Genomic DNA, 20,643 nt, shown 5'->3' on the forward strand with positions numbered 1-20,643 from the left:
AAAACCCAGCGCCTGATCACACTTTGTAAAACAGCCATTTAAAAAATACATAAAGTGCGATTAAAGCTTGAAGAAACTTACTGAGCTGACCAACTTCCAGGCACAAAAAAACCGGCTCAGTGGCCGGTTTAATTTTGCAAAGCAGAAAAACTGCACGCTAGGAAATTTATACCCCCTCAGGACAAAGCTGTCAACAAGCGGCTTTAAGCCGACCTCTGTACTCCTGCACAATCTCAGAAATAGGCCCTAAAGCTCTTGCGGGTAGAGGGTCCAAGCGCCGTTGCAAACGTTTCCAAATTTTTACCCACTCCCTATCCCACCGCTTTTTGTCACATCCTAAAATTGTCCGCGCTTGACCCAGATCTATTAATCGACCATTCACATCGCGCAATGCACATGCATTAATACAAAATAGCGCCAGCTGGCTAACGTTCTCCCTTGGGTGCGGCTCCTCCCATTTGTCGAATTCACTCATCAAGTATTTCAGTAGTGTTGCTCGCTCTTTGACTCTTGAGGCTGGCGGGGCGTAGGCGGCCATGCCCCAGCAGTATGCCAACGGATCACTCGCTCGCAGCTTTGCGACTGCATCTTGGATTAATCCCTTTTCACAGGCATCCATGATGCGGTTACTACTGTCCTTGGCTCCCGGGGTTTCTTTTGCAACTAGTGTTGGGGCCGCAACCCGGCAAATGACTTGGTTCGCCCTGCCCTGCACCTCTCCACGAATTACAACTTTTCGCCCTCTCCCAGCCGAGGAAACCGTACTTCTGCCGCCCATGTCTTCATAATCAAATGCAGCGGTGGAGCTATCAAAGGCGTCGTGCCACGCTTGTCTAGCACTTTCGAATTTCATGTAATGCCCCCCAAGCAATTTTCAAGCAACCAAAAACCAACCACACACCCCGTCAAGCAGCCTTCGGCATACTCTCGTAGTAATCCTGAAATCGCCTTTCAGCCGCGTGCAAATTATCGCGGTGATAGGTGCCCAGGTAATTTATGTGGCCCTGGTTTATCCAGAACTAGGTATCCACCGTATTCGCGAAAACGATTTCCACGAGGTGGGCGGACTTGGTTATGAGGCTCGTAATTTGAGCGCAGAGCCTTTTGGCCGCTGTCGCTCTCTTTCCAGATCAAGGTAATAGAGACCTCTCAGGCATCACGCAAGCCCGAAGGGTCATAATCTATATAGCCACTGGTGCCATCAATGGGAGTCATATCAACAGAACCACGAGACTCTTCACCGGGCTCAAGATCCAACATGTCCGCTACTTGAAAATAGGAACTGCCATCATCACTGCGATAAAACTTAGTTTTATAACCTTGTGCCATAGTCACAACCTCATCGGGTTGTTTCGTTAAAAGTCTGTGGGTTCGGTGGAATACTTGGCGCTATACGTCAGGCGTACTTCACCTAATGGGTGATCCTGGTCCAGCGCAAACTCGGTTTGACTGAGCAGGAACAAATTACAGGCTTCCTCCAGAGAAGCATCCTGCAAGACGCTTTCAATATCTGCCGCTGCCTGGTCTAACGCGGCATATACATCACCGCTAGTTTTCACTACCGCAGAAACCGTCATATCCAGTTGCTGCTCGGTTCCGCCATGCATTTCGTGTTCGGTGTTTTCAGTTGCAAAGCCCACAACAATCGCCGGCAGTTTTTTTGATTCAATTTCTTCTGTGGTGCCAGGAGGCGGGATTGTATAGCCCGATAGAGTTTTCAATTTATTTAGTACGGCATCGCGAATTGTTATGCGTTGGGTCATTGGGGATCACTCTTTTAATTTTGGGCATAAAAAACCCGCTGATGCGGGTTTGGATATCAACAAGGAAATAGCACTTTCTGGAATAGCTACCTTTTGTAGTAATTAACGGTCACCTCCAAAGAGCTGAACTAATCCAGTTATAATGATCACCACCAATTACGACTATCCCCTAGCTTGATTCTTTTTGCTTTCTTTTCCATAGTTCTCTATCCTAACCGCCTCTATCCTAATCTCCTTCATCTCAATCTCCTCTAACTTACCCATAAGACTTCTCGCCTCATTCTCAGCATCGCTATCCAGTTTCAGTTTTCCTAAATACCCAACTATAGCCGTCGCTGCCGCAAAAACTACTACAGGACCAACGAAAGTCGGAGCAAGAGACGCAAAAACAGCCGCACCAACAGTTGACCATATTGCAGCATTACTTGTTGCATTAAAAATTTGATTCTCAAGTTTCTCAATTTTTTGAATTTTCTCTAAAGCGTATTTATTTTCATTTATAAAAGTTGAAGCCGTAAAGTTCATCTCAGCACAATTAGAAAAATTTAAATTTTCTACGTAATATTTTTTAAATATCTCTCTGAAATTATCATACTCATAACTCTGATCTATAGAATCTTTCTCAAGAGACTTTAGAATAGATCGAATATATTCATATTTTCCAGGCACATTCTCAGAATTTCTAGATTTCACTTTTCACTCCCACCTGAATGTGTTGCAGATAACAGGCCCGTCCATCCTAGACCTGCCGCAATTGCCTGAGCGGGTGATGATGGGACTGTTAAAACTGTTCCGATCAGAGCTCCCAAAGCAGCAAATAAAATTGCCTCAATGAACTTTCCTACAGGTGATCCGGCCGCTTGTGGATGTATATACCCCAGGACAGCAAAAGGAGGCTGCCCCTCTTTGTGGAGTTTGAAGAAAAGTACAAAAGCTGCAACGAAGCATAAAAAATAGTGCCCCGCTTCTATATTAAAATATTTGTCGTCCATAGACATCCCAACACTTACCCTAGACACTTAGAATCTGCTCAAGGCTAAAGACAATCATTGTACTATGGCTTAACTTTAGGCCACAGATTCTTATTACAGGGAATTAAAAACCTGCCAGTACAAACTGATAGGGTTTTTATTACTACTCAGGGGTGAGCAGCAGTTAACGCCGTGGAAAAATTGTCCAACAGCAGCGCTTTGTTAGCTATATTGCTCTTCACAATTACCCAAAAAAAGCAGATTAGTAGCTGTAAGATGCAGTATATAACTGGCCAGATGCTCTGGAACAGATGTTACCATAGTACCCTGTCCATGACCTCCTTCTTTGTTTCGTACTGTTGGGACTCCACTTTCAAGGAGAGATCGAACAGAGGAGAACTGGGTTTGCAGATAGTCTGGTACAAGGCCATTGGTAAGACAGCTACTTATTAATTTCCTTGCAGTATCGTTCTTGTTATAAGACCACGAATGTTTTTCGTGTATTGCTTTCATTAAACTTTCAAATGATTTCAGGCAATCGTTAAGGCATTCTTTATATCGCTTATGGCGATAGTGTTCATGAGCAGATAAAAATTCATCGTTTACACCAGCATACTTCTCGCTTTTTCCAAGAAGGTAAAGAACGGGCCTTACGACTTCAGAATGGACATATTGGGAGTCAACTCGGATCAGTTCACCCGACTCAAATTGGTACCCGATCCCTGCCTCTTTAAACCTAGCATTTAATTCATCAATAGCTTGACCTGGTGTTTGAGAGACACCAATTGCATCGCGAAATTCCCATTCATGAGCTCTAACATATCTATCAATTATTCTGAATGTAAGCTCTATAATGTCTAAGCACTTTTCATGATCCTCCTCATTTAGAAAGTAATCAAATACTGCTGAAAAATTTGTGTCTGCATTCTGCCTTAAATAAAATACGCCGTATTCTCTACAGAGAGTTTCATGAATCCTTCTATAGATGTCACTAGCTCTACATCTATAAGAGCTCTCCTCACCAATGGTAGCTTTTACTATGTGGACAACTTGGACACGGAAGCTTTGCACAATATTTTCATATTGATATACGTCAGGAAACTCCCCCCTTAACCTTTTCTGCCTTTTAGAAAATAAATCAAATATTGCCATGTCTAACTTAATGCTCCCTGACAGCTAACTGTTAACTCCAAAGAAGCGACTCTATATCATCCCACTTTATATTTTAGATTCCACTTCCACAAGAAACAGAACAGTTTAAAGAGTCACCAGTTATTCGAATATGGTACACAAGCATAAAATATATATAAAGTAGTGCCTTTACGCTTCGATATCTCCCTAGTTCTACAACCCCTTGAAAAGAGATAGGATTACCCATCCACCAACGCTCGCCAAACAACCCCATCATCCGACAACCGTTTGCACACCTGATACACCATACCACTGAGCATAAACACCGCCTCCGAGTTGTAAGCCCCTACCTCACTCACCAGCAGACTCAACTCAATACGCGGCACCCGAACTCGCTCTTCATCGCCGAACTCGTCAATCACCTGATCCTTTATTACCCGGCAAGCAATAGGTTCACCGCCGCTAGCATCCTCATAGGTAGCGGCTTTGCCCCACTTGCGAAACGCGCGCTCTGCGGCTCTCTGATCCAGATCCATCGTTCACCTAGGATTTAACCGTGCCCGGTACGCCGGTGAATTTAACCGCCAGGCTAGTAACACTGGAACCTGCAGTCTCAGCGGCAAAGGCCGTTGCGCCGGTGATATTGCCAGTGGCTGCGTTGTTATCAAACGATTTGGAAGCAACCACCCAGGTGAGTGTTTCCCCCTGATTGATCTCTGCGGCGGATACCTTGGGCACGGAGAATACACCATCAATACCAATTACACCTGACTCACCCACGGCGATATCATCCATTGCCACACCTAGCACCGCGCCGACTGGTACCACCTGGCCATAGGTAATATCCGCGCTGGTGGTGTTGGTGTTGGTGTTGGTGTTGGTGTTGGTGTTGGTGTTGGTGTAATCCAGCATGCGCCCGTCTTGTAAAAAATTTTTAGCCATTTCACTTTCCTTCGACTTGGTTAATAACTGAAAGCAAAAAGGCCGCGCGATGCGCCCTCTTCAATGAGCGTTGTTAGAATTAGCGGTTAGCTGGTTTTTGGGGTTCCAGGCTTTGGTTGCGGCATCCAGGCGGACTTTGAATTCCACGCTATCGATACCCCAGCCATTTTGCTCTTCTAAGACTGGTACTTGCTGACCATCCAGATAGAACAATTCGATAGTGTCATGCACTACCGGGCCGGTATTAAGGTAGTGGCCGGCACCAATGCCTCTCAGGCTGAAGTTTGGGCTGCTTATGAGAAATACCTAGCCGGTCTAGTGCAAAAGACCTTTACCTTCGCGGATTTAGTAGAGCCCTACTTCGCCTCCCCCCAGTACACCAAACACATAAAGCCGCAGACTCAAAAAGACTACCATCGCTATAGCCAACGTGTTCTCGCGGTATTTGGGGAGATGGAACCAGACAATATCACTTCCCCACTGGTACAGATGTTTATGGATGCGCGCGGCGCTGAGTACCCCACCTCAGCCAATAGAGAGCGAACCTTTCTAGGCATTGTGATGAAGTGGGGCAAAGCCAGGGGCTTCGTGAAGATTGAAGACCCCACAGCAGTAGTAAAAACAATTAAAGTAAAGCCCGGCGGGCGCTATGTAGAAGACTGGGAATACCAAGCCTTTTGGCAATGGCTGGGTGATCGCGGCCACGTGATGCACCAGTGCGCTATGGAAATTAGCTATCTGTGTGCAGCCAGGCAACAGGATGTACTCGCCCTCACCCGTGCAGACATCCAAGAAGATGGCCTTCTGATAGTGCAAGCCAAAACAGGCAAAGCCCAGCTAAAGCTATGGAGCTCAGCCCTTAAAGAAGCCGTTGATCGCGCAGTAGCCACTAACACCGAAGCACAAATCCAAACTACCCATATCATCCGCAGCCGCGTAGGCCGCGCCTACACCCGCACCGGGTTCAATGCCATTTGACAAAGAGAACAACGAGCAGCCCTAGCAGCTGGCGCTATCAAGCAGCGCTTTCGCTTTCATGATTTGAAGATCAAAGCAGCCAGTGACTTTGAGGGGGATGTTCAAAAATTCACCGGACATAAGACGCGGTCTATGGCTGAACGGTATAACCGAACGGCAGATCGGGTGTTGAGTTTAGACCCTAGAGGTAAAGAAACTAGAAAATCCTCCTAAATCTGAGTATCCGCAATCTTGATTTAAAGAAAAATATTATTAACATTGCATATTGGCGCAAGGTGACAACGCTCAATTGTTAAAGTTAAGTATGAATTAAAAGTATTTTGCTGCCCTTAAGTTAAAGACCAGGGTGAATAACAACCTACACATACTTATCCAATAAGAGAATACAAAAGCAAATTTAGAATTTACCCTTCAAGGGGGGATCGTTCTTGACTAACAAAAATATAGAATATGAGAGACTAGTCGTTCGGATTTATCAAGCAATTCTCAATCATGAGGGGTATAAAAATCTTAGGGTAGAGCATGATGTTAAGCTAACAGGTAAAAGTGGAGCCAAACACCAAATTGACGTTTTTTGGGAATTTAAGATCGCAGATAACATTTATAGAACGTGTATTGAGTGCAAAAACTACTCTTCAGCTGTAAAAAAATCTCATATTGCATCTTTTGCAGCAGTTTTAGATGATATTGGCAACACCAACGGAGTTATAGCCACTACAAGCTCCTATCAGAGTGGCGCTAAACTATTAGCAAAACAAAGAAATATTAGATTGGTACTCGTAAATCAATTAGTCAAAAAAATACATATAAATTTACTTCCCATCAAAAAAGAATACAGCAATTTTGACATCAGCTTTAATTCAAACAGTGTCAAAGAAGCACTGACTAGAAATGGATTAAAGAGCTATAACAGCCCATACATATACAGCGGGAACGAACCCCTTTACAATGACAAAGGTGTACCAGCCGAAACATTCAACACCCTCCTTAGAAAACAGCCAATATCCGAAGGGAGAAATACCCTCGACAACATTAACTTATACCTAAACATCCCAAAACTTGGAAAAATATTAATCAGATCCATCGCATTTGATGCAGTCAGCGTTGAGTCTTCCCCCTTAAAAGATACAATCATAAATCCATATGATGCAGCAATAGAAGATATCGTATCAAATAACATCCATTACTTGCATGAAAGTGGCGAAATTAAAAAGGAGCCGCTTCATATTGAGCCTGACTCCCCCAACAAATATGACACCAACAGCTTTTAATAACTACTACCACCAAGTATACCTGTGACCTATATTTCAAAGCCAAGAATTACCAAAATGGAAAAAGTTAGCAACTTCTTTACCTGGCTCTTCTCATTGAACATCTCAGAAAAGGCCGAGGCAGACCCTGCAAAAAAGCTACTAAATAGCATGCGCTTAACCTCTAAATGTAGATTTAATGCATCAATCAGACTTGAAAGGCTTTCAACATACTCATTCCTCACCACGACTATTTTATCGCTAGGATTAATATTCATACCTTTATATCAAAAATCTGGCCTCCCCATTCCATATACTGAGCCAGTTATACACATGCTACAGATTTTCCTTGCAGTTGCCGTTCTAGTTTATTCGGTAGTTAATGCAACTTCAAAGTACCACACAAGATCCTCCAAACTTGATGACTGCGGTATTAAAATAAAAGAACTGATAAGAAAACTTAGAGTTGATATCGCGAAAGAGACAAAAGAAGGAACAAATATAGATTTAGATAACTACCACCAGGAATATCATTTAATATCCTCCGAACCAGAAAACCACCGCCGAGTAGACTATATACTTGCAACTTTAGAATCAAAAGAAGATTTCGATATCTCGGGCATCCCCAGAAGCTTGCTTTACACTAAAGCATTCATCCTATATTCCATACCATACATCCTACCAACAATGATGATGGCTTTTGAAATCGCAATAATCTCAGACATCCTAGGTGTTACAGATGTACTTAAGGACACCTTTGGCAACACAACTGAGAACCTCCTCACACCTAATCACCAGGGGGAAAATCAGGCATAATACTTAAACTGAGATGAACCATAAGCCAACTGTACACACTCAATTTAATTATTGCCTGAGTAACCAAGAGATGAGTAAGAGAAGGATCGATCTAGCCCAGCTTTCTGATAAGGAATTTGAAGAGCTTTGTTTCGAAATAATTTTAACTTATAACTTCGAAAAAGTAACATGGCGAAAAGGTGGGGCTGATAATGGCAGAGATATCGAAGCAGTGCTAGAAAGCAACTTCGGATTGGTCGACAAATACTATGAAACTTGGTTTTTTGAATGTAAGAGGTACTCAAATGGAGTCCCTCCAGAACCATTAAATTCAAAAATAGCTTGGGCAGATGCAGAAAATCCAGACCATCTTGTTTTTCTAATCAGCTCGCACTTGACAAATAATGCTCGAACATGGATTGATAAGATTGCCCATGTAAAACCGTACAAAATTCACATTCTTGAAGGAGACCAAATTACGAGAGCAGTACTTAGTAATCCTCAAGTTGCAGAAAAATTGGATGGAACATAACCTCATTCCCGAACCAGAAACCACCAGAGTCATTATAGAATCTGAAGATTTCTCGTCGCTTCCAATCAACAAGCTAGCATTTTTTTGGTCTTGCGCACGACAAAGATTAGAGAAAATTAATAGCTATATAGAGGATTCCTGCAATTTTACGAAAAGCCTAGATTCAGTATTTCCATCCCTTAAGGAAGAGGCAAATTGCAGGAAAGCAATCTTAACCAAGCTGCTAGAAGATGATACTATCACTATCGATATACTATCAGACACTAACGGGATATCTCTCGCCGACAAAGAATACAACCTCGTCTACTCTGCAGAAATTGCCATTTACAGGTCGGGAACCCCAAAGCACATTGCCTTATATTCTTTTGTTCAAGATAGCGCAAGTGAGGCAGAGGGATTAGAAATACTGACCATTAATGAAAGCAATCTTCCTTCATACATTCGGCATATTCAAAGCAATGCCAAAAGAGAGTTCAGAGAAGCAGTGAGCATTATTGCCGGCCACAAAAAAATAGGCAGAAAATACCACGCTCGAACTCTTAAAATCTAAGCATTCTCGAAAAGCCCTACCTTTTTGTGCAAACTTCACTCTAGATGATCGGAAGGATTGTAACTGCCACCGACATTCAGCAGGCAACAAAAAACCCCGCACTATGCGAGGTTTTATATGCTTACTTGATTGGGATCTTTATCAGCTTACCGAACCAATCAACCGCGAAAGAACAAATCTTTAACCTACCACTGATAAGCAAACTTCAACTTAATACCATATAGCTCATCATCAAAGTTCAAGTCATCCTCTTCGCTAACACCGCCATAAATATCGCCACCTATCACCCATGAGGAATCAGAAAACCCTGAAAAATAGTAGTTATAGAGTAAGGAAATCCCGTGATAACGAGTCGAGACTCTACCTCCACTATCGTAACCAACAGTCCCCAGGAATGTTCCCACAGAGTGGCGATCGGAAGACACTAAGCGCTCCCAACCAATACCATAACCTTCGGTCCAACCGGCATGTTCTGAGTAACCCAATAAACCCAAAGTGGCAAAGTATTTATCTTCATCTCGGTTAATTGCGTACTTTGCCCCGAGCCCACCATGATCCCCACCCACACCTAATGAAAAGTTTGAGTCCCCAGCCGCAGAGGCGAAAGCAGAACAGGTTAAGAAAAATACGCACAGCAGGTACTTCATTACAGCTCCAAGCTACTTCTTAGTGGTTTCAATAGAGAGATTTTTTGCCGCCAAATGGGCAAGCCTCATTTTCCGTCAAACGTAAACCTCAACATAGATTGAGACAGGAATTCGTACACCGAATTCGTACACTGAGGCCCAAAACCAAAAAACCCCGCACTAGGCGGGGTTTTAAGTCCTTGATAAACAAGGAAGAATCTGGGGTGGCCGACGGGGATCGAACCCGCGACCTCAGGAGCCACAATCCTGTGCTCTACCAACTGAGCTACGGCCACCATAAAAGTGATATACTTCAGCACCTTGTGGCAGTACTGATTGCCGGATACCTCTTGCAGCCAATCTGGCTTCAGACTAAGTCCTTTTTGCCAAACCAGCACCATCTTGTGAAGATGGCACGCCCGGCAGGACTCGAACCTGCGACCATCCGCTTAGAAGGCGGATGCTCTATCCAGCTGAGCTACGGGCGCAAGGTGAACCCGGAAAATTGGTCGGGGCAGAGGGATTCGAACCCCCGACATCCTGCTCCCAAAGCAGGCGCGCTACCAGACTGCGCTATGCCCCGTTTTTCCAATCATTCGCACCTCTTTGACCCTGTTAACCGCCCCGTAGGTGGTTGTGTAAGTCGCTGTAGCTGCGAAGTGCGTGCATAGTAATGATACCCCCGGCCCATGTCAACGCTTCTAAGCTATTATTTTTAAAGAAGTTTATCCTTTTGCCTATCTGGGCCCAGAAGTGGCGAAATTATTTCCAACCTGTGCGAAAATGGCGCACTTCGCGAATCCGACCGGATAAAAAGTAAGCGTTTTTAAAAATCGCCTGCTTCCGCCCTTCTATATAAAGTAGGTGCTGAAGCAGATTCCGGTCTATTAGCCATCGATTTTTTACTGTTAGAGATAGTATCTATGTCTGCACTGGTTCTGGACGGCAAGGCCCTGGCACAGAAAACTGAAGAGGAACTCTCGGCTCGGGTAGCCGTACTAAAGGAAAAGAGTGGTGGCCAAACGCCAATCCTGGCGACCATTCTGGTAGGTGATGACCCCGCCTCCGCCACTTACGTAAAGATGAAGGGCAATGCCTGCCGCCGAATCGGCATGGACTCCCTCCAGGTGGAACTGCCCTCCTCCACCACCACTGAGCAGCTGCTCGCCAAGATCGAAGAACTCAACTCCAACCCCAACGTCCACGGCATTTTACTCCAGCACCCGGTACCGGCGCAGATCGATGAGCGCGCTTGTTTTGATGCGATCAGCCTGGAAAAAGATGTAGACGGTGTAACCTGCCTGGGCTTTGGCCGTATGGCAATGGGAGAAGAGGCTTACGGCTGCGCGACTCCTAAAGGAATTATGCGCCTGTTGGAGGCCTACAATATTGAATTGGAAGGCAAGCACGCTGTGGTTGTGGGTCGCAGCCCCATTTTGGGTAAGCCGATGGCGGCCATGTTGTTGAATGCCAATGCCACCGTGACTATCTGCCACTCCCGCACCCAAGACCTGGCCGAGCATATCCGCCGCGCCGATATCGTAGTGGGCGCCGTGGGCAAGCCTGAGTTTATCAAGGCCGAGTGGATTAAGGATGGCGCTGTGGTTGTGGATGCCGGTTACCACCCCGGCGGTGTCGGCGATATCGAGCTGGGCCCACTGACCGAACGCGCTGCAGCTTACACCCCGGTACCCGGTGGCGTTGGTCCCATGACCATCAATACCCTGATCTATCAATCTGTCGATTCCGGTGAACGTAAAATTGGCTAACCTGATTCGTCTGGATAAAGCGGTCAGCCAGGTCACCGACCTCTCCCGCACTGATGTAAAGCGCGCCGCCTGGGCGGGGCGCATTACCGTCAATGGTGAGGTGGTCACCAATGCGGCCACCAAAATACAAGTCAGTGATGAGTTGTGCCTGGATGATGAGCCCCTGCACGAGCCGGGGCCCCGCTACATTATGTTGAACAAGCCCCTGGGCTATGTCAGTGCCACCAAAGATGGCGAGCACCCTACGGTGCTGGACCTGATTGATGAGCCTAACAAGGAAAAGCTGCATATTGCCGGGCGTCTGGATATTGATACCACCGGCCTGGTGCTGCTTACCGATGACGGCCAGTGGTCCCACAAGGTGACCTCCCCCAACCACCATTGCGACAAGACCTACTACGCTCTGTTGGCCGAGAAAATTGAGGAAGATGCCGTGGCCAAGCTTGCCAAGGGTGTCTGGCTCAATAATGAAAAGAAGAGAACCAAGCCTGCCAAGCTGGAGATCCTCTTTGCCAACGAAGTGCGCATCACCATCGGTGAGGGGCGCTATCATCAGGTGAAGCGTATGTTTGCGGCCCTGGGCAACAAGGTATTGGAGTTGCACCGGGAAAAGATCGGCGAAATCATCTTGGATGAAGAACTTCAGGAAGGTGATTACCGCCTCCTGACCCCTGAAGAAATTGCCTCTATCAATTAAAAAAAGATATGTCAGCCCTTCTACATCAGGAACTTATCCAGGCCCCAGAGGAAACACTGTGGATCGCCGATGAAAACAGCAAACCCCTCTTACACCAGGAGGGGTTTCATTTTGCCGGAGATTTAATCAGTAACCGCTGGGATATTGCCGAACTCGCCGAAAATACGGTGAAGCGGAGCTTCTTCAACGATTTCCACTTTGAAGAACTGGACCGCAAATACCGCCGTATTGTTTACGCCGTTTCGAAAGAGAAGGCCGTAGTTCACCATATTATTGATTGTGCACCCCACTTCCTCGGTGAAGGTGGCGAGTTGGTTCTGCTGGGTGAAAAGCAAAGCGGAATCAAAAGCTACGCTGCGAAAGTAGCCGAGCGCCTGGGCACTGCCAAGCACTTGCAAAAAAACGGCAACGACTACCTGAGCAGTAATGTTGTCGCTCACGAGGACACCGGCAATCCAATCGGTGAGCTTCAGTATGCCCAGTTACAAAAGCTGCTCGAGCTTGGCGACCTCTACTCCAAGCCGGGATTGTTCGGCTGGAACAAAATCGATAAAGGCAGTGCCCTACTCGCCCAGCAATTAACGACGGAGTTGCCACAGGACGGTTCTCGTATTGTTGATCTCGGTTGTGGTTATGGCTACCTGAGTATGCAATTAGCCGCTCTGGGTAAATATCATTTTACCGCTACGGATAATAACGCCGCTGCTCTATTGGCCTGCCGCAAGAATTTTACCGAACAGGGAGTCGAAGGCATCGTTGTGCCCTCTGATGCTGGCTCTGAGCTGGAGAGTGAAATCGCCGATCTGGTGCTGTGCAACCCACCTTTCCACCAGGGCTTTCAGGTGGAGGGGGATTTGACCGATCGCTTTCTGCAACAGAGTGCACGGATTCTCCGAGATTCCGGCGCTGCGATTTTTGTGGTGAATGAATTTATTCCCCTGGCGAAAAAAGGGCCCCGCTATTTTTCCCAGGTGGATTTGATCACCAAAGAGCAAGGATTTTGCGTATACCGCTTGCGCCCCTAAGAGCTGGGGGCGCAGACCGGCAGCAGTCGCCTGGAAACAGGATTAAAGGCTAGTAATCACGCAAATTAAATAAGTTCATCGACAGCGTATGCTCTTCCAACTCTTCGAGTTGTCGCAACCGCTCGAACGCATCCCTGGCTGATGGAGTTTCAGCACCCTGGGCAAGATCCCGATATTGATCGGCCAGGTAGATCTCGATATCCATGGCCAACTTGGCAATCTGCTCCAAGTCTTCAATATCAATGCCGCGCAAGCGCTGCAAAAATTCTTTCTCTCGCCCTTCCGGGGCAAATTGCACCCAGGTATGTAGGGCTCCAGGGGGCAGGTCTGCATGGAAGTTTTCCAATGAATGCTTCATGGAATCTTCCCGTCGTCGCAGCTGATCCAGCAGCAACTCGACCCGTTCATTGGTGGCAAGCTGCTCATACTCTTCGTATTGCAGCGCCAACTTGGCATGAAAATCCCTTCCTTCCTGAATCACTTCCTCAACAGTTTTGTACCGCATCAATCGATCCCGGCAGAACACTTCGCTCACCTTGAGTATAGTCACGAGGTGACAAAGGGCGCCAATGAATATCACTATTAAAGTGACAGGGATTTTTGAAGCCGGCCTCTGTGGGGGCTGTCGAGATCAGCGAAGCTGGCTCATGCGGAAATCCAGGCGCCGGTTGGGGTTGGCGGGATTGATCTTTTCTGGGGCCCTGGCCGCTAACTCACCTTTGCGCAGAGTTCCTCTGCTCACTGCCAGGATGTGATTCTCGTACTGGGGCATATAGGCCATCCAAGCACCGTCGAGTCGCTCGCGCATAGCTTTGTCGCGCCAGGCGCTGTTCTGTAGCTCGGGCCTATCCCCGAAGTTGCTGACCAGCACGCCATCCTTATGAAGCAGGCGCATCAGGCTGGAGCACCAGGACTTATCGGCGGGTACCGCTCGCTGCGCTACGCCGTCGCAGTGCCCAAATAAGTCGTCGATTACCAGGTCGAAAGTGCTGTGAGAGGGTCGCTTTAAGTGGTCGCGTACAAAGTCACAGGCATCCGCACACACCAGTTCAACATCGCGCACGCCAAAGAAGCGACGGGCAATATCCAGGTGCACCGGGTCCAAATCTACGCCGACAATACGCTTAGCGGAGGTGAACGCCTGCAAAAGGCGAATCAGTGCACCACCACCGACGCCGAGTACCAATACCGAATTCAAGCGCTCTTCAGGGAGGAAAAATGCCGGTAGCAGCAATAACTCCCAAAGGGAGCCTTTGAGCGGATCGCGGGAATTCCACTGAGAGTGGAAAACCCCGTTGCTGTAGAGGCGCACACTGGCGCCATGGTTGCGCACCTGGTAACAAGTGTCGTCAACCTGCTTTTGCCAAAGCAGCGCCATCAGCTCGCCGGGAGGTCTGAGGACTTGAGCAATACCCGGGCAAATTCCTGTAGGCCCGCCAGGTCTTCCTCGCTAAAGCGCGCCACACTGGGGCTATCGATATCCAGCACTCCCAGGCAACGACCCGCGTCATCATACAGTGGCACCACCACCTCTGAGGCCGACACGGCATCGCAGGCGATATGGCCGGGGAACTGATGCACATCCTCTACCAATTGGGATTCACCGGTCGAAACAGCAGTACCGCAAACACCGGCGCCCACTGGAATCCGGGTACAGGCAGGCTTGCCCTGGAAGGCCCCCAAACGCAATTCATCACCGTAGAGGAAATAGAAACCGGCCCAGTTGATATCTTCCAACTCCATAAACAACAGCGCACTGGCATTGGCGGTGTTGGCCAGCCAGTCTCGCTCTCCAGAAAGCAATCCTTCCAGCTGCCCATTTAAGGTGGTGTAAAACTTGTTCAGCGACATACCTAGCGCCCCTTGCCCACTTATAATTTCAAGTCGTGTCAGCTAAAACTGGCAAACCCGCAAAACAGTATCCTGCGGGAGGCAGGTATTTTGCGGGCTTTGGCGAGGGAATCAATATGCAGAGTGCAAAATTACTGGTAGGGATCGACCACTGCAGGCTCTTCACCGGTCTCACCGCGATACTCATCGGCATCTACAGTTGGGCGAGACCACTCGCTTTCATCATTGTTGCTACGAGTGTTCGACTGGATAGCCGGCGGCGCGCTGGTAACGTCTGATTGCATCAGGTTGCGCGACTTGTCGAAGCGGTCTTCCACTTTTGGCTTGGGCGCAACTTGTGCGGAGTTGCCGCTACCTTCGCGGCGAATGCGGTTGGCCATAGCACTGAGATTAGGGCGGCGGCGTTCCGCAAGCTTCACGGTTTCCAACTCACTGTTCAGGCGGTTGATCTCCGCCTGTAAATCACCCATCTGCGCCTGAAGTTCAGTAATCTGGGTCAACACGCCTTTTACTTTACGGCTTTCCTTTTCGTACATCACGGCGGCGCCGCCAAAGGCCAACGCAAAAATGACCAGGATGGAAAACTGACGCATAGCAAACTCCGGAAACTGCACTTGTTATTCTGAGGGGCATTTTTACAGCATATTTTTTCTATCTTCCGAGAAATTGCGCATAAAAAACAAGTTCAAACGCCCGCCGACGCATTAATAGTCACCATTCCATAAAAACGAACAATTAAAATTTATCGGATAGCGACATATTCATACTAATGTCCCAGCCAGCTCCCCAATCTCAACAGCCTCCTGATCCACATAGCGATTGCTGTCTGAAATTGCTGGCAACAGCGTGCTATCTGCGTATTGGCAACCAATCGCTTGCACCAGCTTTTGCCCCACCTTTTCCGCCTGCTCCGGAGCATGGGCTTTTCCCGTGCGCAGAAAATGCAGTAACAGATCGTAGCCCGGGCGCCAGCACTGCAAGTCGGGAAAGCTCTTTCTCAGCGCTGCGGCAATCCGCAATCCTTCATAGTCCAGATCCCCCCAGAAAAATGTTGGAACCGTTCGGGATTCCCCATCGTGCCACCAGCTTAGGAATTGCTGCCGGATATTTTCACTAACCACATTAATAGTGCTGAAGCGCACCCTCTCCCCATTGCGAATCCTTTCTGCGCCGCCCTGGTAGCCCTCGCTATAAACCAGCGCAGCACGACTGGGTTGCAGCTCCGCCAGGCTAATAAAAGTGTCCTGGTTTTCGATAAAAATGACCTGCTCAAATTGCCTGGGCAGGTAGGCGTGGAGTAAAAGCTGGCGATCCTGGATTTTACGGCTCAGGTCAGGATAGAGGTTGCGCACCAGAGATTGACGGCTGGGTAATTCCAGGTATTTGGAATCCCCTTTAAAGCAGCGCGCGGCTAATTGTCGCCAGGAAATTTTATCGGCAAAGATCAGCTCTTTGCCGACGGACACCCAGCAAGCGATAATTTCTTCGACGGAATCAAACCCCGGTTGGAGTTCCAAGCCTTCGAGGGGAAAAGCAGAGGGATTTTCAAAGCGATCGACATAGGGTTCCAGCAGGCTGGTCCAGGCGGATTGGCGAACGGTGGGGGATGGGCGATTGAGCCACAGGCGCAGCTGTTCCTCGCTGGCATCCCGAAAAATCAATTGGGCCCCCTGCCACTCGGCAATACCCGGCCGCCTTTTCGGATTCGGTTTTACCGTAAAACACTGGTATTCCCGCGCAAAATGCTGCAATTCATTCCATAGCTCCTGCTCGTCTTGATCGGGGTCCCTGAGGGGCTCCAGCACTTCCAGCCAGCGCTTACTGCCAGCGCGCAAATCCAACCTGAAACTAATGCGGGCTTCCTTGCCGCGTTCCAGCTGGCTGTCCCGCCGATCCAGAATAAAATTCAGGATGCCGATTAACAGCGGGTTTTCCTCTACCCAATAGGGCAATGTCTTTTCCATCGGTTGCCTCCCTGCCAATGGAGGGGTTTCCCCCGAAAATACCTATCCTTCTACTTCTACCAGGTCCATAAAATCCAGCGACGCCTGCTGGCGAATCGTGCGGCGGTGATTGGCCCAGAGTTCGGCGATACGCTCCTGGTTGCACACCTTGCGATCGACATACACCCGCGTATTCAGCTGGCCGATGGGCTTGGCACTGGGGCACTTGCTGAATACAAACTGATTCGAAATCAGGTCCATAAAAGGCCCTGATTTACTGCTGGGCATAATAAACAGCAGTTGTAAGCCCAGGGTTTCGGTCAGGTAACGGATCACTTCCTTGGAGCGAGACTCATCCATTTTGGAGAAGGCCTCATCCACCAGCACCATCTGCAAATGGCTACCGCTTTCACCAAAGCGGAAGGCCGAAGTGACCGCTGCGGAGCGGATAATATAAGCCGGAGTTTCCAATTGGCCGCCGGAACCGGTGCCGTACTGGCTGAGCGCAATCGGCTCCTTACCTTCCGGTTCCTTATAAATCTCATAGCTGCGGTAGTTGCGATAGTCGCTGATTCGATCCAGCTCGCGCCGCGCTACCTGCTCGTCTTCACTCAGCAGCATACTCAACAGGCGATCCCGCACCTTGCGGTGCTTGGGTGCCAAGTCCGTGTCGAACAAGCTCTGTTCTTCACCCAGATTCGGCAGTTCAATTACCGCCTTAAAGAAGCTCCAGTACTCCTTGAATTCTGCCACCCACTGGTAGTCGAAACGGAAACGCTCACGGTCGGCTCCAAAGCGGTGGTGTTCCAGCTCTTTGTTCAGATCATCCAACACGCGCTTACCATCGTTAATGGACTGGTAAATAGCGTGGCACAAGTGGGTTACAAAAGTGGTGTTAAAGGATTTTTTCAATCCCAGCAGTTGATCGTGGCGCTCCACCAACAGGTTATTCTTCAAGCGGTTGCGCAGGGTCTCTATCTGATCGCCGAGACCGCTGATCAACTTGAACAAACCATCTTTGTGGCCGCCACTCAAGTCTGGCTCAAATACCAGGGTATCGACGCTGGCACAGGTGGCGTTGTACTCCATCACCGCGCGATCCAACTGGCGACTGTATTTCTCCAGCTGCCCCTGCCAACTTTCGATATCCGCTGAGAAGTCGAAGTTGTCAGCTGCGCGCTCTACCTGCTCATCGGCAGTAACCAGTACTTGCTCGGCATCGAAAGTGGGGTCGATGGCGGTAATACGCCTTACCATTTCCTCGCTGTCACTGGCGGCATCGTCCAGGGACTCCAGCTCGCCAGACAGCGCGTATAAGAGTTTGTCGTTGCTTCTTAGCTTGGTCTCCAGAGAGCCATGTTTGCGCTGGAGGTCCGACAGCTGCTTTTGCTGATCTTTGAGCTGGGCCTTGAGTTCATCGACCTGCTGCTCGAACTGCTCGAAGTCCTTCAGGTCCAGGTTTTCCAGGGCGCGCTCGGCACTGCGCCACTCGCGCTGGGCCGCCAGGGCGGTATCCACAATGGACAACAGCTTGATATTCGCCAGTCCGCGCACTGCATTGGTGACGCGACGGTAGAGCTGGTGGCGCTCGTTGACGTGGGCGGCCTCTTCCAGCAACTGCTCCATAGCGCGCTGCTGCGCCGCCAGTGCGCGGGCGCGGGCGCCCTGGCCGAATACCAGCTCGGCATCGTCCATATCGCAGCGCCACATGCTGTAGTTGCCACTGGCCATACCGTCGGCAGTCAGGCCCCGGCGGGTGCCGCGCAGCTCGTGTTCATCCTCCACCTGAACCACGGCACCGTAAGAGGCGCGCAAATAGTGCTCGGCAGTTTTATGGGTGAACTCCATCAGTTCGATAATGGAGCCCGACGGCATATCCAGGCGCTCCGCATCGCGGCGGGCTTTATCCCCCTGGATCACGCGGGCGCGGTTGTTGCGCCCGGGCAGGCTGCGCACGATGCGAATCGCGCGGGCCTCGTGTTCCGGCTCCACAATAATCGAGAAGCGCGCGCCGCCCAAATAGCCTTCAATCGCCATCTGCCAGCGCTCATCCAGCACTTCCACATAATCACACAGGACGCGGGGCTCCGCCTCTGGGCACTGCTCGCGAATTGCGGCCAGGGCCACTTCCACCGATTGGGGGTAGCGCACGCGGTTAGCCTGGAGATGCTGAATGCGGCTCTCCTGGGTGCGCAGCTGCTTTTGCAGTTGCTGCACTTTTTGCTCCCAGCGGGAGGCCTGCTGGGCAATCTGCTCTTTGGGGGAAACCTCATCACTGGCGCCAGCTTTACCACTGCTATCTAGCAGGTCGAAGAGGCGGTTCTGTAGGGCCTCACTGCTGGCGGCACGCTCGCGCAGTGGCTCCAGTGCGGCCAGATCGATCCAGTCCTTGCCCAGCAACTTGTGCAAATCCGGCAGGTCTTCCTCGCGGGCTACCTGCTTGATCGCCTGCACCAGTGCCTTATCGGCGAAGGCGGGAATTTCCAGCTCAGCGGAGGTGGAGTTGAGCAGGTTTAATAATTCTTCGGCGGCCTCGCGGTTCTCGCGCCAGCGGGCCTCTTCGGCAGACATGGGGGTGTGCTGCTGGGACAGTAGGCTCAGGGCATTGTTAATACGCTGTTCCATTTCGTCCTTATTGCGCAGCGCATCGATACCCAGGCGCTGGGCTTGAAGCTCTACCAGCTGACCATTGAGCTGCTCGACGCGTTCGGAGGCGACGCGCACTTCGCGCTCATTGTTGTCCAGATCGCTGCGCAGTTTTTTCTGATCGTTCTTGCCGCTCAGATAACTCTTTTGTACCCGCTGCTGGCGGTGGCGTGCGCACAAATATTCCTGCACCCGCAACTGTAACCACTGCTCCCGGTAGAGCTCTACCGACTGGGCGATGGCCTCCAGGGAACTGACCCGCTCCACAATCTGGCGGGCTTCCTGCTCCATGCTGTGAATGGTTTTCATCAGCTCGGAGACGGAGCGGATGGCATCACCCAGATCACGTTTTTCCAATACTTCCTGGGCGACAAAATCGTTGATGCTTTTTACCGGCTTGTAGGCCATAAAATTGGCAAAGGTGCGCGCGGCGTGCATGGCCTCGCGATCGGAGACCGCATCGCGGCGTCCGCGCAGGGCGCCGTAAAGGCGGCGCAGGTAGGCCTTTTTCTTGTCGTACTGCTCTACTTTTTCGAACTGCTTGCTCAGGACCTGGTTGAATTTATCCAGCGGCAGCAGGTGTTTGCCATCGGTGTAATCCCGGACAAAATCTCCCATTACCAACTGTTCGCCGGGGAATACGAAAAAGCGCAAATCACTTTGGCGGGCCTGGGCAGGTTTGCTGCTGTTATCCAGGTGCGCGCGAATCCCCATCACTGCGGTAAAAGGCTCAGCATCGTCTTCACCGCTGGTGGGATGGAAAATACCGGCGATGTAACAGTCAGTGGGCTCGACACGGGCATAACTACCGTCGTCACAACCCAGCACATAGGAAGCTAGCGTCCGCACCTGCTTGCCACCGCGCCCGCGCTGGGTGGTTTCATCCTGTCCCGGGTTAAAGGTAAACAGGGTGTCGTGGGCGGCGGTCATCAATGTCTGGATAGCATCGGCCGCCGTGGTTTTACCGGAACCGTTGCCACCGGAAAACAGGTTGATCGGGCCGAAATCATATTCCAACTGCGGGATATTGCCCCAGTTAATCAGGATCAGTTTTTTTAGGAACATAGTCTTTTCAAAAAAACGGTCTTTTCAAAAGCAGGGTCTTTTTGCAGGCGGGAAGCCGACACCCCTCTCCGAGGCTCCCGGGTGCGATTTACGCAAACCCGGGCGGTCG

General features: G+C 49.5%; 24 protein-coding genes and 3 tRNA genes. 8 read left to right on the plus strand and 19 right to left on the minus strand.

The features are described 5' to 3' along the window. Nucleotides 1-190: 190 nt before the first annotated feature. The 9 genes from ACJJIM_RS12120 to ACJJIM_RS12160 all read right to left on the minus strand — a co-directional run bounded on the left by ACJJIM_RS12120 (nucleotide 191) and on the right by ACJJIM_RS12160 (nucleotide 5,038). On the minus strand, nucleotides 191-853 hold the full coding sequence (locus ACJJIM_RS12120) for a hypothetical protein (protein WP_444911067.1): 663 nt from the start codon (nucleotides 851-853) through the stop codon (nucleotides 191-193). Nucleotides 854-1,149: 296 nt separating this feature from the next. Further along, on the minus strand, nucleotides 1,150-1,329 hold the full coding sequence (locus ACJJIM_RS12125) for a hypothetical protein (RefSeq protein WP_444911068.1): 180 nt from the start codon (nucleotides 1,327-1,329) through the stop codon (nucleotides 1,150-1,152). A 26-nt stretch (nucleotides 1,330-1,355) separates the two neighbouring features. Beyond that, nucleotides 1,356-1,763 carry a hypothetical protein gene (locus tag ACJJIM_RS12130; protein WP_444911069.1) on the minus strand — a complete coding sequence of 136 codons (408 nt, stop codon included), beginning with the start codon at nucleotides 1,761-1,763 and terminating at the stop codon, nucleotides 1,356-1,358. Between the two features lie 162 nt (nucleotides 1,764-1,925). Continuing rightward, entirely contained in the window at nucleotides 1,926-2,456 is a 531-nt protein-coding gene (locus tag ACJJIM_RS12135) for a hypothetical protein (RefSeq protein ID WP_444911070.1), read from the minus strand. Further along, nucleotides 2,453-2,755: a hypothetical protein gene (locus ACJJIM_RS12140; protein WP_444911071.1), complete on the minus strand. Its 303-nt coding sequence runs from the start codon at nucleotides 2,753-2,755 to the stop codon at nucleotides 2,453-2,455. The genes ACJJIM_RS12135 and ACJJIM_RS12140 overlap by 4 nt, the downstream gene beginning before the upstream one ends. Nucleotides 2,756-2,956: 201 nt before the next feature. Further along, nucleotides 2,957-3,886, minus strand: a complete 930-nt coding sequence (locus ACJJIM_RS12145; protein ID WP_444911072.1) for an STM4504/CBY_0614 family protein — start codon at nucleotides 3,884-3,886, stop codon at nucleotides 2,957-2,959. A gap of 218 nt (nucleotides 3,887-4,104) precedes the next feature. Next, nucleotides 4,105-4,401 carry a head-tail joining protein gene (locus ACJJIM_RS12150; protein WP_444911073.1) on the minus strand — a complete coding sequence of 99 codons (297 nt, stop codon included), beginning with the start codon at nucleotides 4,399-4,401 and terminating at the stop codon, nucleotides 4,105-4,107. Nucleotides 4,402-4,408: 7 nt separating this feature from the next. Then, entirely contained in the window at nucleotides 4,409-4,807 is a 399-nt protein-coding gene (locus ACJJIM_RS12155; RefSeq protein WP_444911074.1) for a capsid cement protein, read from the minus strand. Nucleotides 4,808-4,867: 60 nt separating this feature from the next. Further along, complete coding sequence (locus ACJJIM_RS12160) at nucleotides 4,868-5,038, minus strand: hypothetical protein (RefSeq protein ID WP_444911075.1); 171 nt, start codon at nucleotides 5,036-5,038, stop codon at nucleotides 4,868-4,870. Between ACJJIM_RS12160 and ACJJIM_RS12165 the strand changes: the two genes are divergently transcribed. The 5 genes from ACJJIM_RS12165 (at nucleotide 5,033) to ACJJIM_RS12185 (ending at nucleotide 8,912) form a co-directional block, all read left to right on the plus strand. Beyond that, nucleotides 5,033-5,785 (plus strand): tyrosine-type recombinase/integrase, encoded by a 753-nt coding sequence (locus ACJJIM_RS12165; RefSeq protein WP_444911076.1) that lies wholly within the window; start codon nucleotides 5,033-5,035, stop codon nucleotides 5,783-5,785. The two genes, ACJJIM_RS12160 and ACJJIM_RS12165, sit on opposite strands and share 6 nt — an antisense overlap. 428 nt (nucleotides 5,786-6,213) lie before the next feature. Then, nucleotides 6,214-7,056 (plus strand): restriction endonuclease, encoded by an 843-nt coding sequence (locus tag ACJJIM_RS12170; protein ID WP_444911077.1) that lies wholly within the window; start codon nucleotides 6,214-6,216, stop codon nucleotides 7,054-7,056. Nucleotides 7,057-7,113: 57 nt separating this feature from the next. Further along, nucleotides 7,114-7,851 carry an SLATT domain-containing protein gene (locus ACJJIM_RS12175; protein ID WP_444911078.1) on the plus strand — a complete coding sequence of 246 codons (738 nt, stop codon included), beginning with the start codon at nucleotides 7,114-7,116 and terminating at the stop codon, nucleotides 7,849-7,851. 70 nt (nucleotides 7,852-7,921) lie between these two features. Further along, a complete protein-coding gene (locus ACJJIM_RS12180) occupies nucleotides 7,922-8,362 on the plus strand; it encodes a restriction endonuclease (RefSeq protein WP_444911079.1) in 441 nt (146 codons plus the stop codon). Next, a complete protein-coding gene (locus ACJJIM_RS12185; RefSeq protein ID WP_444911080.1) occupies nucleotides 8,352-8,912 on the plus strand; it encodes a hypothetical protein in 561 nt (186 codons plus the stop codon). Before ACJJIM_RS12180 ends, ACJJIM_RS12185 begins: the two co-directional genes overlap by 11 nt. A 185-nt stretch (nucleotides 8,913-9,097) precedes the next feature. Here ACJJIM_RS12185 and ACJJIM_RS12190 read toward each other — a convergent pair whose 3' ends face one another. The 4 genes from ACJJIM_RS12190 to ACJJIM_RS12205 form a co-directional block, all read right to left on the minus strand. Then, complete coding sequence (locus tag ACJJIM_RS12190) at nucleotides 9,098-9,559, minus strand: hypothetical protein (RefSeq protein ID WP_444911081.1); 462 nt, start codon at nucleotides 9,557-9,559, stop codon at nucleotides 9,098-9,100. 199 nt (nucleotides 9,560-9,758) lie between these two features. Next, a tRNA-His gene (locus tag ACJJIM_RS12195) sits at nucleotides 9,759-9,834 on the minus strand. Between the two features lie 115 nt (nucleotides 9,835-9,949). Next, a tRNA-Arg gene (locus tag ACJJIM_RS12200) sits at nucleotides 9,950-10,026 on the minus strand. An 18-nt stretch (nucleotides 10,027-10,044) separates the two neighbouring features. Beyond that, a tRNA-Pro gene (locus ACJJIM_RS12205) sits at nucleotides 10,045-10,121 on the minus strand. 340 nt (nucleotides 10,122-10,461) lie between these two features. On the opposite strand from ACJJIM_RS12205, the gene folD reads away from it, so the two are divergent. Genes folD through ACJJIM_RS12220 form a run of 3 tightly spaced genes read left to right on the plus strand, consistent with a single transcriptional unit; the run spans nucleotide 10,462 to nucleotide 13,029 of the window. Continuing rightward, nucleotides 10,462-11,307, plus strand: a complete 846-nt coding sequence (gene folD, locus ACJJIM_RS12210; protein ID WP_282932201.1) for a bifunctional methylenetetrahydrofolate dehydrogenase/methenyltetrahydrofolate cyclohydrolase FolD — start codon at nucleotides 10,462-10,464, stop codon at nucleotides 11,305-11,307. Beyond that, entirely contained in the window at nucleotides 11,288-12,004 is a 717-nt protein-coding gene (gene rsuA, locus ACJJIM_RS12215) for a 16S rRNA pseudouridine(516) synthase RsuA (protein WP_444911082.1), read from the plus strand. Before folD ends, rsuA begins: the two co-directional genes overlap by 20 nt. 8 nt (nucleotides 12,005-12,012) lie before the next feature. Beyond that, complete coding sequence (locus ACJJIM_RS12220; protein ID WP_444911083.1) at nucleotides 12,013-13,029, plus strand: class I SAM-dependent methyltransferase; 1,017 nt, start codon at nucleotides 12,013-12,015, stop codon at nucleotides 13,027-13,029. A 49-nt stretch (nucleotides 13,030-13,078) separates the two neighbouring features. Here the strand turns inward: ACJJIM_RS12220 and ACJJIM_RS12225 are convergent, their stop codons facing one another. From ACJJIM_RS12225 to ACJJIM_RS12250, 6 genes are all read right to left on the minus strand, one after another. Then, a complete protein-coding gene (locus ACJJIM_RS12225; RefSeq protein WP_282932198.1) occupies nucleotides 13,079-13,534 on the minus strand; it encodes a hypothetical protein in 456 nt (151 codons plus the stop codon). A 126-nt stretch (nucleotides 13,535-13,660) separates the two neighbouring features. Next, nucleotides 13,661-14,407: a spermidine synthase gene (locus ACJJIM_RS12230; RefSeq protein WP_444911084.1), complete on the minus strand. Its 747-nt coding sequence runs from the start codon at nucleotides 14,405-14,407 to the stop codon at nucleotides 13,661-13,663. Beyond that, a complete protein-coding gene (locus tag ACJJIM_RS12235; RefSeq protein ID WP_444911085.1) occupies nucleotides 14,407-14,880 on the minus strand; it encodes a GAF domain-containing protein in 474 nt (157 codons plus the stop codon). Before ACJJIM_RS12235 ends, ACJJIM_RS12230 begins: the two co-directional genes overlap by 1 nt. Nucleotides 14,881-15,011: 131 nt before the next feature. Further along, nucleotides 15,012-15,473 (minus strand): hypothetical protein, encoded by a 462-nt coding sequence (locus tag ACJJIM_RS12240; RefSeq protein WP_444911086.1) that lies wholly within the window; start codon nucleotides 15,471-15,473, stop codon nucleotides 15,012-15,014. 168 nt (nucleotides 15,474-15,641) lie between these two features. Beyond that, entirely contained in the window at nucleotides 15,642-16,844 is a 1,203-nt protein-coding gene (locus ACJJIM_RS12245) for a Wadjet anti-phage system protein JetD domain-containing protein (protein WP_444911087.1), read from the minus strand. A 42-nt stretch (nucleotides 16,845-16,886) separates the two neighbouring features. Beyond that, on the minus strand, nucleotides 16,887-20,534 hold the full coding sequence (locus tag ACJJIM_RS12250) for an ATP-binding protein (RefSeq protein WP_444911088.1): 3,648 nt from the start codon (nucleotides 20,532-20,534) through the stop codon (nucleotides 16,887-16,889). Nucleotides 20,535-20,643: the final 109 nt, after the last annotated feature.

This window comes from Microbulbifer maximicatervae (SeqCode), from assembly GCF_052467615.1.

Coding starts and splice junctions, on each gene's coding strand:
- ACJJIM_RS12120 (WP_444911067.1), bottom strand. CDS start 853: ATGAAATTCGAAAGTGCTAGACAAGCGTGGCACGACGCCTTTGATAGC.
- ACJJIM_RS12125 (WP_444911068.1), bottom strand. CDS start 1,329: ATGGCACAAGGTTATAAAACTAAGTTTTATCGCAGTGATGATGGCAGT.
- ACJJIM_RS12130 (WP_444911069.1), bottom strand. CDS start 1,763: ATGACCCAACGCATAACAATTCGCGATGCCGTACTAAATAAATTGAAA.
- ACJJIM_RS12140 (WP_444911071.1), bottom strand. CDS start 2,755: ATGGACGACAAATATTTTAATATAGAAGCGGGGCACTATTTTTTATGC.
- ACJJIM_RS12145 (WP_444911072.1), bottom strand. CDS start 3,886: ATGGCAATATTTGATTTATTTTCTAAAAGGCAGAAAAGGTTAAGGGGG.
- ACJJIM_RS12150 (WP_444911073.1), bottom strand. CDS start 4,401: ATGGATCTGGATCAGAGAGCCGCAGAGCGCGCGTTTCGCAAGTGGGGC.
- ACJJIM_RS12155 (WP_444911074.1), bottom strand. CDS start 4,807: ATGGCTAAAAATTTTTTACAAGACGGGCGCATGCTGGATTACACCAAC.
- ACJJIM_RS12165 (WP_444911076.1), top strand. CDS start 5,033: ATGCACTACCGGGCCGGTATTAAGGTAGTGGCCGGCACCAATGCCTCT.
- ACJJIM_RS12175 (WP_444911078.1), top strand. CDS start 7,114: ATGGAAAAAGTTAGCAACTTCTTTACCTGGCTCTTCTCATTGAACATC.
- ACJJIM_RS12180 (WP_444911079.1), top strand. CDS start 7,922: ATGAGTAAGAGAAGGATCGATCTAGCCCAGCTTTCTGATAAGGAATTT.
- ACJJIM_RS12185 (WP_444911080.1), top strand. CDS start 8,352: ATGGAACATAACCTCATTCCCGAACCAGAAACCACCAGAGTCATTATA.
- ACJJIM_RS12190 (WP_444911081.1), bottom strand. CDS start 9,559: ATGAAGTACCTGCTGTGCGTATTTTTCTTAACCTGTTCTGCTTTCGCC.
- folD (WP_282932201.1), top strand. CDS start 10,462: ATGTCTGCACTGGTTCTGGACGGCAAGGCCCTGGCACAGAAAACTGAA.
- ACJJIM_RS12220 (WP_444911083.1), top strand. CDS start 12,013: ATGTCAGCCCTTCTACATCAGGAACTTATCCAGGCCCCAGAGGAAACA.
- ACJJIM_RS12225 (WP_282932198.1), bottom strand. CDS start 13,534: ATGCGGTACAAAACTGTTGAGGAAGTGATTCAGGAAGGAAGGGATTTT.
- ACJJIM_RS12230 (WP_444911084.1), bottom strand. CDS start 14,407: ATGGCGCTGCTTTGGCAAAAGCAGGTTGACGACACTTGTTACCAGGTG.
- ACJJIM_RS12235 (WP_444911085.1), bottom strand. CDS start 14,880: ATGTCGCTGAACAAGTTTTACACCACCTTAAATGGGCAGCTGGAAGGA.
- ACJJIM_RS12240 (WP_444911086.1), bottom strand. CDS start 15,473: ATGCGTCAGTTTTCCATCCTGGTCATTTTTGCGTTGGCCTTTGGCGGC.
- ACJJIM_RS12245 (WP_444911087.1), bottom strand. CDS start 16,844: ATGGAAAAGACATTGCCCTATTGGGTAGAGGAAAACCCGCTGTTAATC.
- ACJJIM_RS12250 (WP_444911088.1), bottom strand. CDS start 20,534: ATGTTCCTAAAAAAACTGATCCTGATTAACTGGGGCAATATCCCGCAG.